A 13990-nucleotide genomic window follows, 5' to 3' on the forward strand; every position below is an offset into this window, starting at 1 on the left:
TCAAAAGTACGTGTGGGGACATAAAGCCATGCTCTCCGAATATTTTCATGGCTTTTATGCTTCACGTATACGATGATGGTGTTATTAAAATATCTTCCAGGCTAAATATCTTGAAAATAGAACACCGGATATAAGACTATCCACTATTATTAAACTAATGCCAGCTTTGGAGGTCACGTTAAATGACATTATTCGCTATGAGTAACTATCTTTATGATCAAGAATTCATAAATTGTCTCTAATAAACCCTTAACTATAACGACTGTATGATACCCTTCCTTAAATTTACGCGGAGAAAAAAAGGCTCCATTTTCATGCTTAATAATAGAGGCATTCAGAAAATTTCAATGAATGAATTCCAAAATCGATTTGGTGGAAATATAGCCCTGATAGGCAATACATCTGTGCAAATTCACGAAACCTCAGAAATTAGAGTTGAAAAGGGAGTATTCATATTTAACACCTCATGGGTTAAAGAAGATCCATTTCCTTCACTTTTGTCCCTTGCAGAAGAGACATCACTTATTGTAAGGCATAACTTTTATATTTATTCTGGTTCAAGAGTTTACATCAATAAAGGGGCCCAACTTGTTCTTGGTAGTGGCTACATTAATAGTAATTTGAATTTAAGCTGTTTTGAGGGTATAACTATTGGTGATAATGTGGCCATTTCTGAAAATGTATGTATCAGAGATTCCGATAATCACAGTGTAATCCCTGGCAACCTTATACGAACCAAGCCGGTAACGATTGGCAATCACGTCTGGGTGGGAATGAATGTAACAATTTTAAAGGGCGTTAATATCGGGGATGGTGCAATAATTGCGGCAGGATCAGTCGTAACCAAGGATGTACCACCTATGTGTCTTGCTGCTGGCGTGCCAGCCAAAGTAGTTAAGGAAAATGTTGAATGGAGATAATAGTTAAAGTTTTTTCCCTGGAAAAACGGGTAAGATTCTGTGTAGAAAAAATACTTCAAATTATCAACATCAATAAATCCCCCCTTTTTTTTTCTAAGGGTTGCTTTTTTTAAATGCTATTATTATATTTGTTTTGTTGAATTTTTTTTGTTAAACCTACATCAGTTGATGTAAATTTCCATAACATTTGATTTAACCTTACATGTTATTATAACCTGAGTTCCATATTATCCACGATAGTCTAAACATGTTGAACAATGAAAGAAATAGCCTGAAAGACATAATATTATATTGCAGGAGAAATGCCCTGGTACGATAGTACGCTTTGTTTTACCTGGTGATTGAATTGGCCCTAAAAGAACGAAATGAAATTCCCTTATTTCAAGCAGTTGGACGCAATGGATTGTGGCCCAACATGTCTAAGAATGATTTCCAAGTACTATGGAAAAAACTATTCGCTTCAAAATTTGAGGGAAATGTGCTTAATAGGACGGGAAGGAGTTTCCCTGTTAGGTATCAGTGAGGCCGCCGAGTATATTGGGCTTCGCACTATTGCTGTTAAAACAAGTATTTCAAAACTATTCGCCAATGTAACATTGCCATGTATAATACATTGGAATCAGAATCATTTTGTCGTTGTCTATAAAATAACGCCAAAGCATATTTATGTTGCTGATCCTGCTAAAGGCCTTCTTAAATACGCTGTACATGATTTCCTGGATGGTTGGACAAGCATTGAGGAAGGTAATCGAAAGGGAGTAGTATTAATTTTAGAACCCACAGAATCATTTTACGAAAATGAAGGCGATTATCAATCATCATCGCTTCATATCAGGCGGATTACAAGATATATTGCAAAGCACCGAAAGCTGTTCTTTCAACTAATATTAGGTTTGGTGCTTGGAAGCGGGCTTCAATTATTCCTACCCTTTCTGACTCAATCTGTTGTTGATGTGGGAATTGCAACAAAAGACATTCAATTTATATATTTATTGCTTCTTGGACAATTAATGCTTTTTATAGGTGCCACAGTTGTCGATTTTATGAGGAGTTGGATATTACTGCATGTTAGTACTAGAATCAATATCGCGTTGTTATCGGAATTTCTAATAAAGTTAATGAAACTTCCAATTTCATTCTTTGATACTAAGATGACAGGCGATATACTACGAAGAATGGGAGATCATTCGAGGATCGAATCATTTTTAACTAATTCGACAATCAATATTGTCTTTTCATTTGCCAATTTTGTTATTCTTACTATCGTAGTTGTCATATATGATGTGAAGATATTTTCAATTTTCTTAGCGGGAAGTGTATTGTATTTTGTATGGATTTTTCTCTTTTTAAGATATAGGAGAAAACTAGACTTTAAACGCTTTCAAGTTGAGGCGAGGAGTCAAAGCCTTTCTATACAGCTAGTCCACGGGATGCAAGAAATTAAAATGAATAATTGCGAGCATCTCAAACGATGGGAATGGGAAGAAGTTCAGGCCAGGCTGTTTAAGGTAAATGTAAAGAACTTGACTGTTAATCAAATTCAACAAGGCGGAGCGCTATTTATTAATCAACTTAAAAACATTGTTGTTACTTTTTTTAGCGCGCAAGCAGTAGTTACAGGCCATCTAACGTTGGGTGGAATGCTAGCAATACAGTATATTATCGGTCAATTGAATGCCCCAATTCAACAATTTATTCAATTTATACAATCTTTCCAAGACGCAAAAATTAGCATTGAAAGGATAAATGAGATTCATAATGTTAAAGATGAAGAAAGTAGAGATAAACCGATTATTCATGATCTCCCTGCTGATAAAACGATTACCATTAAGAATCTTTTCTTCAAATACCCTTCTTACGATTCAGATTGGGTGCTAAAAGATGTAAACCTTAAGATACCCGAAGGAAAAGTTACGGCTATTGTAGGAATGAGTGGTAGTGGCAAAACAACTTTACTAAAATTATTACTGCGGTTCTATAATCCGTCTAAAGGGAGCCTCTATATCGGCGGTATGAAATTGGACAATGTTAGTTTTAGACATTGGAGGAGTCAATGTGGCATCGTAATGCAGGATGGTTATATTTTTTCAGACTCAATTATGAATAATATAGCAATAGGCGATCAACACCCGGATAAGAAGAAAATACTACATGCCGCACGTGTTGCCAATATTGATGAATTTGTTGAGTCTCTACCAGCGGGATATAATACACAGATTGGTCAGGAAGGTAACGGAATTAGCCATGGACAAAGACAAAGAATATTAATAGCTCGTGCTGTGTACAAAAACCCATCTTTCATGTTATTTGACGAGGCAACTAATTCATTAGACAGCAATAATGAAAAAATTATTATGGAAAATCTTAAAGAATTCTTTAAGGGACGTACAGTAGTTATAGTAGCTCACAGATTGAGTACTGTTCGAGATGCCGATCAAATCATTGTTCTTGATAAAGGTGCAATAAAGGAAATCGGTACTCACCAGGAATTAACACTTGCAGAAGGAGGATATTACAATCTTGTAAAGAATCAACTCGAGTTAGGTAACTAGTAATGTATAGATAATTTTTCAAGCTATGCCGAAATCAACTTCGATTAATGGAAGGCGGTTGACTAAAGAACGAAATACTGAAATCAAGATGGTAATTCTTGAAGAAGATTCTTATTCAAACGAGGTTGTATCTGAAAGCGTGCAAGAATTGATTGGTGAACCGCCAAAATCACTAATGAGATGGGGTGCCGTAATTTTTAGTTTAATTGTTTTGTCAATGGTTGTTGTTTGCTTCTTTGTAAGATATGCAGAAGTTATAACAGGAAATGCCACTGTAAATGCAACTAATACTCCCAAAGCAGTTATATCCAGGCTAGATGGAAAGCTCATAAAAATGCCGTTGCATGAAAATCAGAAGGTCAAAAAGGGACAAATTTTGGCCTTCATGGAGAGCACAGCGAATCATGAGGAAGTAATTAAGCTATCGAAAGAACTTAATTATATGTTAGACAACATTCGCAAACACAATTGGAATGCCTTTGAAGAGTACAATATTATTGACTTTAGAAATCTTGGTGAACTGCAACAATCGTATCAAGTCTTCATTCAGAATTTCATTCAATTAAAATCATATTTGAGTAATGGGGTCTACATGCAAAAAAAAGGTCTATTAAATGAGGAGCTTTTAAATCTATCAGCATTAAGAGAAAGTTTGGAAGAAGAGAAAGTTGTTCATGAGAAAGATTATGAAATCGCATCTCAAGATTTTACAGTAAAAGAAGAACTATATAAAGAGAAAGTAATTCCGCTATTAGAATACAAGCAAGAAAATAGCAAATTATTGAACAAAAAATTGCCTATAGAGAATAGCCGCAGTGCCTTGATAGATAATAGAAATTCGTCAATCGGAAAAAGGAATGAATTACTAAATATTGAGCAGCAATTCAATGATCAAAAAGCCAGTTTTTCCCAATCCTTGAATACTTTGATCAGTGAAATTAATAATTGGAGTAAGCAATACTTACTTATTTCTCCAATTGATGGAACAATAGTATTTCCGTCATTGATACAAGAGGGACAAGATGTCAAAGTTGGTCAAGATATTTTTTATGTACTGCCTCAGGTGACGGGGTATACAGCAAGCATGTTGGTTTCGCAAGAAAACTATGGAAAGGTAGCATTAGGACAATCGACACTTATCTGGTTGCAAAGTTACCCATATCAAATATATGGAAGGCTTGAGGGTAGTGTTATTTTTCTCTCTTCAATACCTAATAAAGACGGATACTACTATGTTTCTATTAAGCTCAATGATTCATTGATGACGGATTATGGGAAACGACTTAATTTTAAAAATGGCTTAACAGGAACAGCAGAAATCATTACAAAGAAAACGAGAGTAATCAATAAGATTCTCTACACTTTTAGGATGCTCATTGACAAACCCAAAAGTGCTGCCGGCCCAGTTAATTTATCTTCCGACGCCCACTAAACATATTAATTCTTTACTCGACAGATAATTTTAACATAAATTTTCAATCAATTATATCAGCCATTTCGGAACAGAATAAAATGTCATCTATGCTGAACTTCATAAAGAGTCTCGGTCAATCTCAAGAAAATTGTATCGTGATAGTCAGAGAGCTACTACCTATATTAGGCATTAAAATGAGTTCTAAAGTGGTAGAAAGTACTTTATATGACCATCCCGCGTTTAAGAGTTTATTAAGTATAAGTGATGCTTTGTCAAACTGGAACATCAAGAACTATGCTTTAGGACTTTCCTTCCAGAAAATAAAAGGGTTAGAAGCTCCTTTTGTTGCCCAAGTCCTGGAAGGCGGTCAATCTTTATTCACTATAGTTAAAAAGATCGATGAAGAAAAAGTACAGTATTTCAACCCAATTAAAAATTCCTGGCAGACTATAAGTTGGAATTTGTTCCATCCAAAGTATAATGGTGTTGTCTTGGTCATGGAACAAAGCGACAATATTTCAACTAACATCAATGTGCAGGGAAATAAAGACAGGCAGGTAACTTCAGTTGCCACATTCATATGGTTGATTACTATTATTGGATCATTTACATATTTAGGATATTATAGATATATATTTTTAAACTTCTCTAATATATTCCCCTTTTTATTTTTAACAATTAAACTAATTGGCTCTTTTGTAACATGTTGTTTGTTATGGTACGACCTGGATAATAACAATTATCTACTTGATAAAATCTGTAAGATTGGGAAATCCACAAATTGTAAAGCTGTCTTACAGTCTTCAGCGTCTCGAATATTTAATTTTATAAGTTGGAGTGAAATAGGATTCGTATACTTTGTCGGAAGCTATATGGCGTTACTATTAAGTGATATTAATCTATCCGTAACATTTCTTTGCTCTATAGTCAATGTTTTTGCTCTTCCATTTATTTTGTACTCTATTTATTATCAGTTTCATGTAGTGAAACAGTGGTGTATTCTTTGCCTTCTTGTACAGGTACTCTTGTCGTCAGAATTTGTCATATCACTTTTAGGTGCTCAGTTTAATGTTCCTAATAACTATTCGTGGCTCGCTGCTGCTGGATTAATTGGGTCATATTTATTTGTTGGTAGTAGCTGGCTAATTGTTAAGCCTCTTTTACTCACAGCCCAAGAGATTAAAAAAGTCAAAAGGAGTTTTAGTAAACTGAAGTATAATTCAGAAATATTTGATACCCTTTTGCTGAAGCAAAAAGCTGTAGCTTTTGAGCCTTCAGACTTAGGTATAATTTTGGGAAATCCAAATTCAAAGAATAAAATAATAAAGGTTTGCAATCCATTTTGTGGACCTTGCTCTACTTCTCATGCGGTATTAGAGTCACTATTGAACTCCAATCTTGATTTACAAGTCCAAATTATATTTACAGCGGCCAGTGATAAAGAGGATGCCAAAACTAGGGTAGTAAAGCATTTAATGACATTGTATGAAAAAGGGGATAGCACCTTCATAAAGAAGGTGCTCGATGATTGGTATATTCACAGCAACAAGGACTATGATACTTTTGCCAATAGATACCCTGTAGGAAATGAATTATCAGAGCAGGATATAAAGCTAGACGCAATGCACAATTGGTGTAATAAAATAGGGATATCTTTTACTCCCACCATTTTCATAAATGGATACCAGCTTCCTGATGGCTATAGCGTTGCTGATATGCGATACCTATTACACTAATTGAATTAACTTCTGTACACGGATATAAAGGATATAATTACGCTAGTTTGTAAATTCTTATGAATATAATCGATGATAGAATCAATATCGAGTATTCAATAGAGCCAACTACTGCGTCACGGGCTTAAAATGAGAGCAATTAATTTGTAACTTTTAAATTATAATGTAATGAGAAAATTCAAATTAAACGGATCATTTCAAAATTCAGAAGACTTGCTAAGCAGAGACCAGATTAAAAAAATTCTCGGCGGGTCAGTTGATCATCACGGAACAGCATGTGAATGCTGGAACAGGGAGAGTTCAGATACAAAAGTAGTACAATGCGCGCCAACGGCAACTATTCAAGGATGTTGTGGAGACGGATGGGAGGGAATGAATTGCCGTGGATAGACTTTTTTCGTCGCCCGTTAACTGAAAGGACAACGGGTATGGTTACCAGAAGGCTTATTAGTCGAGCCTTCTGGTTTTACGCTGTTCAATCACATGATTGAATAGCATTTGATTGGATTTGAAATGCTGTGTTTTTCTAGTTTGAAATTGCCTCCAATTATGTTTAGGTAAAAAATAATGTATGCAAATATTATTTTCTTATTTGTGTGTTACTAATCTAAAAATCACCTCATGTCAAAGGCGGCCCAGGGGATTCTTTATGGCAGTCATTATTATGATATTATCTACAATTTTTCTTTTCCAAAGAAATGCTTTGGCTCAGGAATTCTCTTTTCCCCATAGCGACATTGATAAGGTTATTGTTGAGGCCAAAACTAACAATAAGGGGATATTCCTCTATTGCCATACATCATGGTGCATTCCGTGCAAAGAGATTGAAAGAACGATATTTTCAGACTCTTCTTTTCTGATAGAAATTAATAGAAATTATATTCCAATATCGTATAATACCGAAATTGGTGATGGCATTCGCATCGCTAAAAAATTCCGTGTTTCCAGTTTTCCAACCATTATAATTTTGGACAGTAATTTTCAGGTCCACTATAGAACAGACAGGGTCCCATATAAACCAGATCAATTTAGATCATTTTTGCAGGAAACGGTAACAGCTCTAAAAGCCCCTTCTACCATAGCCAACGGAATTTCAGGCACGATTGACCTATCCTTTCCGAAATTCTATAATGACTATTTTAGCGTAAGGACAAAAGGAGGTGTTGATTCGTCAATCGTTTTCAAGTACTTAGAGGCACAAAGTGACTTATACTCTGAAGTAAATTGGAGCGTTATTAGCATTTTGGCATCTGCTCCTAAGTATGATGAATTTATAATAGGAAATTACCGTAAATTGAAAGAATTGTATGGGCAGGAAGTCTATGAAAAATTACGCATCCTTTTTAACAAATATCGCCTGCAATATATTCAAACAAAGGATGCTATTGGATTTCAAAGGCTACTCAATGCCATGATAGGAGCCAGTTCATCTCCAGATAGTATTAAGCTAAAAGATTCTCTTATTTTAAGCATTCGGTTTTATGAAAAAACTCGTACTAGCTGGGATGCTTACCTTTCGCTTGTACGCCAGTATAATAATAAATTTTCGAAGCCGAGTTGTTTAAATTTCTGGCAACAGATAATGAATGATTGTACACCCTCTGTTGTTAATTCGTTTTTTCTTCATGAAATCTCGCCGATGTTAGAACAAATAAATGCGCCATTGGATCTGTTTGCATTTGGCATATTGCTTAAGCGAAACTGTCAACTAAGTTTGGCTCAAGAATACATTAAAAAGGCAGTGAGTCAAATTTCTTCAGATGAGAAAGAAAAGCTTCTTTCAATAATAAGGGATACCGAAGTTAGCAAATGCAGCAATTGTAATTAACCAGTTCTATTTTATGATTTATTTATCTGCTCAGCCTGATGACTACTATTTTCTTTGGCAATTGGAATTGCAATTGTATAACCTCAATAAACTTGGCGTTCACCCTAGTAATATTCATGTTTTAATCGGCTACAATTCAAACTCCGGTTTAAGTAATGAATTTAAGCAATTGATGTCCCAAAACAGCCATGGTACTTTTTACTGCTATCCTGACACCAGAGTCAGGAGGAATTATTTATCATCTATTCGGCCTCATATAATTAAACAGCATTTTCAGAAATATCCCGAACTACAACAAGAGGTAATATTTTATCATGATTCTGACGTTTTATTTAGAGAAATTCCTGATTGGCCGAATAATGCAAATGAGAATTATTGGTATGTGTCTGACACCAGGTCTTATCTAGATTCGAGTTATATTTTGAGAACAAGTGAAGAATCAGTCTTTCAAATGCTGTGTGATATTGTTGGTATTAGCAGGTATCAAGTAATTGAAAATGACAACAACGCTGGAGGAGCCCAATATATATTGAATGATCTTTCTTATGATTTTTGGAATAAAGTAGAACAGGACAGTGAGTCTATTTATTATATTTTAACCAAGTATGTTAATAATAAAGTTTATAGTCACTACCTATCTACTGGGATTAAAATTAATAGATTACAGTTTATCCAGACATGGTGTTCGGATATGTGGGCGCTTTATTGGAATGCTTTGCTAACTGGCAAATCTATTCGGATTGATCCCAAGTTGAAGTTTTGTTTACCGAATGAACATATTTCCAATTGGCATAACTCAAATATACTACATTATACAGGAGTAGATTTCGACAATGCCAATTTCTTTTCCAAATGGCTTTTTCGCTTTCACGCGCCATTTGATTTTGACTTTAAACAGGTTGATAGAACCAGTTGCAGTTGGCCTATTGTTGAGATAGTTAAGGATATGCTTAAAAAGAAAGAAAATGAAAGACATAATCTATCAGACGTAACATTCCTAATACCTATTCGGGTTGACTCAAATGAACGACTCGAGAACTTACTTACTATTGTGAGATTTATCAATAAATATTTTATTACGAAAGTTATAATAATTGAGGCGGACAAAAAATCGAAAATATCACATATAGATTTTCCTAGTTGCTGCAAAGTTGTTTTTGTAAAAGATGATGATATTGTATTTCATCGTACAAAGTATAATAATTATATGATTAGAGAAGCAAAATCAGATATTGTGGCGCTATATGATGCTGATGTAATTATTCCAATCAATCAAATACTGACTGCAATAGATGAAATTAGAAACAATAAGATAGACTATGTTTTGCCATACAGTGGAGATTTTGCTAGTGTTGACAGATTATTAAAGGAGGTTTTTGTAAAAGTACTTGATCCAGAAGTCTTAGAGGTTAATCGTGGTAAATTTTATTCTGCAACCCTTCGGTCTTGTGGCGGTGCGATTTTCTTAAATAGAGCGTCTTTTATACAGGCTGGAATGGAAAATGAAAACATAAACAGCTGGGGACCTGAAGATGTAGAACGGATGAAAAGAATGCAAATCCTTGGCTATTCCGTAATCAAAATTCCCGGATCACTATATCACCTTCCACATCCGCGCAGTGAAAACTCTGGATATAACAGTATGAAGAACAGAATCAGGTTAATGGAAATCTATTTAAACATTACATCCATGAAAAAGGAGCAACTAAAAGAACATGTTGCGACCTGGCCGTGGCACATTAAATCTTTAGAAAAATGGAGCTAGCAGAATCTCTTCAGAAAAATTTCCATTCATTTGGGCAACTCAACACATCGGAAATTGAGAACTATGGTTTGTGGAATGGAAAGACAGGTACAGCATTATTATTTCATGTAATAGGTAGATATACCAATGATCCATATTGGCCTATTAAAGCGCAGGAATTATTTGATGAGGTTGCCGAGCATATCGGAAATATTGAAAACTATGGATTTTCTGATGGGATAGCTGGCATTGGCTGGGCCGTGGAATGGTTAGCTCAAAATGACTATATTGAAGCTAATACCAATGACATTTTGGAAGAATTCGATGACGAACTTTATAAAAAGGTCCTATATGCACCTATAAATGATATTTCTTTAGACAAAGGTACATTGGGAGTAGCGATGTATTTTTTGAAAAGACTTGAGAGCAGAAACATCAATACAAATCGCTTTAGGAAGATCTGTCAGCAGGAATGCTTGGTTATCTTGACAGATGATATAAAAACTAAGTTACTTTCCGGATCATATTTAATTGACGAACAATCGATGCTTAATGATATCGATACTAAATTTGAAGTACTCAGGAATATTTTATTCTTTCTAGCTAGGTTATCGCCTACGGAGATAAATTCATCAGTATCTGAAGATTGCATTTTTTTCATTATTAGGAATATTGAGGAAATATTGAAGAAATTTTGTCACAATAAAACTATAAGAAATGAGCCTTTGCTAATAAGTCGAATGTATCGATTATCACATTTATATATTATGGCTGGTCGGAAATTAAACTACAGCGCTTGGGAGGATAAAGGGAAAACGTACTTAAGTGAATTGGGCTCTAGCATATCTCCGGTAGCCTGTTGTCAAATTGATAATGGAAACATTAGTTTTAAAGATACTATTGCTAATAATCGATTAAATGGTATTGAAATTCAAAATAAGCTACTGATTAATTGTCACGAGGAAATTCATCGCAGGATGTTAAATGGAGCCATGTTACCAATAGGAATATATAATGGGATGGCAGGAATTACGTTGACTACTATTGGATTTCTTAAACCAGAGCTCGATAATTGGAGCGAAGTATTATTATTAAATTAAAATATTCTGGATTATCTGGTTGGGCTCCTATTTGCATTGAGTAGTTGGGTTAGAAAATAGCATTAGTGTAATTGAAAGTATAGTGTAAAGCTATACTTATAAGATCGATACGATATACATTACAGAAGCATATGTTTAATGATTTTCTTTGAAATTCTTTTACATGATTTATTGAAACTATAGAATAGAATGAAGCTTTTTGTTCATACAATATTTGTTTTACGTGAGAATATCCTATTTATGGAGGAATGGATCAATTACCATATTAGTATTGGCGTTGATAAAATCATATTGTATGACAATTCTCTTTCCATAGGGAGAGATGGTAGTACGCCAACTACAAATAAGTATAATATAAATTTTGGCAATCTAACAGCGCATTTTTCGGATTCTGAAGTCCAGGCAATATTGTCGGATATTCTGAAGAGATACCGCACGAAGGTCGTCTATGTTCCTTGGTCGCCTAAAGATGTTGAAGGAAATATAATTTACGGACAGAATGAATCAATTGAGCATCATCTAACTAATTTTACAGATGACACAGATTGGACTGCATTTATTGATATGGATGAGTTTCTATATAGTAAAGCGTCCATAAAAGAGATTATCAATAAATATGATAACGAGGGGTATAAAGACCTTTTATTATTGCAAAAAAAATTTAAAGATCGGTTTGAAGATGTAATGCTTCCGGTGACGGAGATTTTAGACTGCATTGAAGGGATTGATACAAGACACTGGGCACCTAAACATATTGTTAAGACAGAGGGATTTACGTTTAATACGTCTAGGTTTTGGAATATTCATTATCTGCCTATTATTAATTCTAAAACGATTGTTGTAGGTATGGATGAATTACGCTTTAATCATTATAACGTTAATGATTGGCAATTAGAATGGATGAAGAGATTTTACAACACCAATTTAGATTTTACTTTCAATGCTAAATGTGATGAATTGAAAAGAATATATCGAGAGAGGAAGCAACCTAATTTATAGTCGCTCAAGACCTCTCATTTTTAGTTTATTTCTCTAGTGAATTTATTATAACAACTTGAAAATTCTTATGATTTCAGTCGATAATAGGGCCCATTTCGCTGTAATCAATAGAGCCAGCTACTGCGTCACGGGCTTAAAACGAGAGCATCTAATTTGTATGATTAAATTCTAATGAAATGAAGAAATTTAAATTAAGCGAATCCTTTCAAAATTCAGAAGACTTACTTAGTAGAGACCAGATTAAAAAGGTTTTCGGAGGTATTGAACATCATGGGACAGCATGCGTATGTTATTACCCGAGTTATTCTACAATAGAACAATGCGCAGTATTCACAACTACTTCCGAATGTTGCGGGTATGAAGCTGTTAGTATGAGTTGTCATTAATTTCATGTTTACTTGCTTGTTATCACAAATAATGGCAGGTCTTTAATACCAGAAGGTTTACATCGGTAGCCTTCTGGTTTCGATAAAATCAGACTTCGGTGCACGAAAGAGGACAAACTTAGGTTTGTCCTCTTTTATTTTAAGGTAATATCGGTGGCTGGCGTAAATTGAAAGCTGTTCTCACTGCCAATGTGCAGCTATTGGCAACTTATTGGGAGATAGGTAATGCTATATCGTAACAAGAGCGGGATCAGGGATGGGGATCAAAAGTAGTCGAGCAATTAGCTAATGATTTGAGCATAGCATTTCCTGACTTTAAGGGTCTTTCTTCAAGGAATCTTCGCTATATGAGAAACTTTGCACGAGCATGGCCAGAGCTATCAATTTTGAGCGACCAAGATCCGGCCACAGACATGAATTCAATTTTGCAGCAGCCTGCTGCAAAATTACCATGGTTTCATATTTGTACACTTCTGGATAAAGTAAAAAATCAACCGGAGCGGAATTTTTAGGCCGAAAAGGCCGTAGAAAATGGTTGGAGCAGAAACATTCTGGTGCATCAGATTGAGTCAGGATTATTTAATAGGCAAGGTAGAAAAAAATACATCATCTTTTCATTAAAGCGAAGGAAAGCATTGAACGTAAGAAGACGCTGAAGTAATAGCCTGGTCAATTTTATCGAAGCACAACCGTCAGTTGCTGTAACCGTTCTTCCCGGTCGCCCCGGTCAAAATATACATACACGTGGTAACGTTCGTAATAAAAATCCTTTTCATCTGCCTCATAGTATTGGCTGTTGGCCGGTCCATGCGGGTTTTCTGTCCCTAGTTTTTTAGCCACGGTGCGGCCATTGCTCAACAACTGAAGACCGAAAGGCAACTGTATAGGATCGGTAGCACCGGTTTCCGGTGCAAAGAAATCTATCCTTGTTAAATAAAGGGGACCATTACCTACCGGATTTTTGATCCGGTAATTTGTCGGAGAAAAAATAGACTTTCCTTCCGGGTCTGATTTGCTGAGCGCTGCAGCGCTTGCGGGATTATCAAAGTCAAATGAAAGGGCAAAGCCCTGCAAAAATCGTGCATGCAGCTGCTTTCGAACTTTCTTCTCCGGCAACCGTGGGTCAGGCAAGCGTTGCAGGTCGATATGATGTGCCGCTAAAAAGGCGTTGAAGTCCGGGTGATCAACACTATAACCTAAAAACTGGAGGAGTTCTTTCCCTTTCATAGTTACACATTTTTCATTTATTGTTCGATGCAACTTACCGTTTCTTTGTTTGTCGCGCTCACTTTTTATAAAAATAAGATAGGG

The 13990-nt window shown here is 35.2% G+C and carries 10 protein-coding genes; 9 read left to right on the forward strand and 1 reads right to left on the reverse strand.

Annotation, left to right across the window (positions count from 1 at the left end):
* Window positions 1-266 precede the first annotated feature (266 nt).
* From AC5ZC7_RS10670 to AC5ZC7_RS10710, 9 genes are all read left to right on the forward strand, one after another.
* The gene (locus tag AC5ZC7_RS10670) at window positions 267-920 is read left to right on the forward strand and encodes a DapH/DapD/GlmU-related protein (RefSeq protein ID WP_496159310.1); all 654 of its coding nucleotides are present in this window, start codon (window positions 267-269) and stop codon (window positions 918-920) included.
* Window positions 921-1285: 365 nt separating this feature from the next.
* Window positions 1286-3472 carry a cysteine peptidase family C39 domain-containing protein gene (locus AC5ZC7_RS10675; RefSeq protein ID WP_496159309.1) on the forward strand — a complete coding sequence of 729 codons (2187 nt, stop codon included), beginning with the start codon at window positions 1286-1288 and terminating at the stop codon, window positions 3470-3472.
* A gap of 25 nt (window positions 3473-3497) precedes the next feature.
* Window positions 3498-4904 (forward strand): HlyD family secretion protein, encoded by a 1407-nt coding sequence (locus tag AC5ZC7_RS10680; protein ID WP_496159308.1) that lies wholly within the window; start codon window positions 3498-3500, stop codon window positions 4902-4904.
* 89 nt (window positions 4905-4993) lie between these two features.
* Window positions 4994-6622, forward strand: a complete 1629-nt coding sequence (locus tag AC5ZC7_RS10685; protein WP_496159307.1) for a vitamin K epoxide reductase family protein — start codon at window positions 4994-4996, stop codon at window positions 6620-6622.
* A gap of 571 nt (window positions 6623-7193) precedes the next feature.
* Window positions 7194-8450: a thioredoxin fold domain-containing protein gene (locus tag AC5ZC7_RS10690; RefSeq protein WP_496159306.1), complete on the forward strand. Its 1257-nt coding sequence runs from the start codon at window positions 7194-7196 to the stop codon at window positions 8448-8450.
* 13 nt (window positions 8451-8463) lie between these two features.
* Entirely contained in the window at window positions 8464-10215 is a 1752-nt protein-coding gene (locus AC5ZC7_RS10695; RefSeq protein ID WP_496159305.1) for a hypothetical protein, read from the forward strand.
* The gene (locus tag AC5ZC7_RS10700) at window positions 10206-11294 is read left to right on the forward strand and encodes a lanthionine synthetase LanC family protein (protein WP_496159304.1); all 1089 of its coding nucleotides are present in this window, start codon (window positions 10206-10208) and stop codon (window positions 11292-11294) included. The genes AC5ZC7_RS10695 and AC5ZC7_RS10700 overlap by 10 nt, the downstream gene beginning before the upstream one ends.
* Window positions 11295-11534: 240 nt before the next feature.
* Window positions 11535-12293 (forward strand): glycosyltransferase family 92 protein, encoded by a 759-nt coding sequence (locus AC5ZC7_RS10705; RefSeq protein ID WP_496159303.1) that lies wholly within the window; start codon window positions 11535-11537, stop codon window positions 12291-12293.
* Between the two features lie 679 nt (window positions 12294-12972).
* Window positions 12973-13191 (forward strand): DUF1016 N-terminal domain-containing protein, encoded by a 219-nt coding sequence (locus tag AC5ZC7_RS10710; RefSeq protein ID WP_511911495.1) that lies wholly within the window; start codon window positions 12973-12975, stop codon window positions 13189-13191.
* A 163-nt stretch (window positions 13192-13354) separates the two neighbouring features.
* Here the strand turns inward: AC5ZC7_RS10710 and AC5ZC7_RS10715 are convergent, their stop codons facing one another.
* On the reverse strand, window positions 13355-13906 hold the full coding sequence (locus AC5ZC7_RS10715) for a hypothetical protein (RefSeq protein WP_496159302.1): 552 nt from the start codon (window positions 13904-13906) through the stop codon (window positions 13355-13357).
* Window positions 13907-13990: the final 84 nt, after the last annotated feature.

The sequence above is a fragment of the Chitinophaga sp. 9-1-y genome, assembly GCF_059511905.2.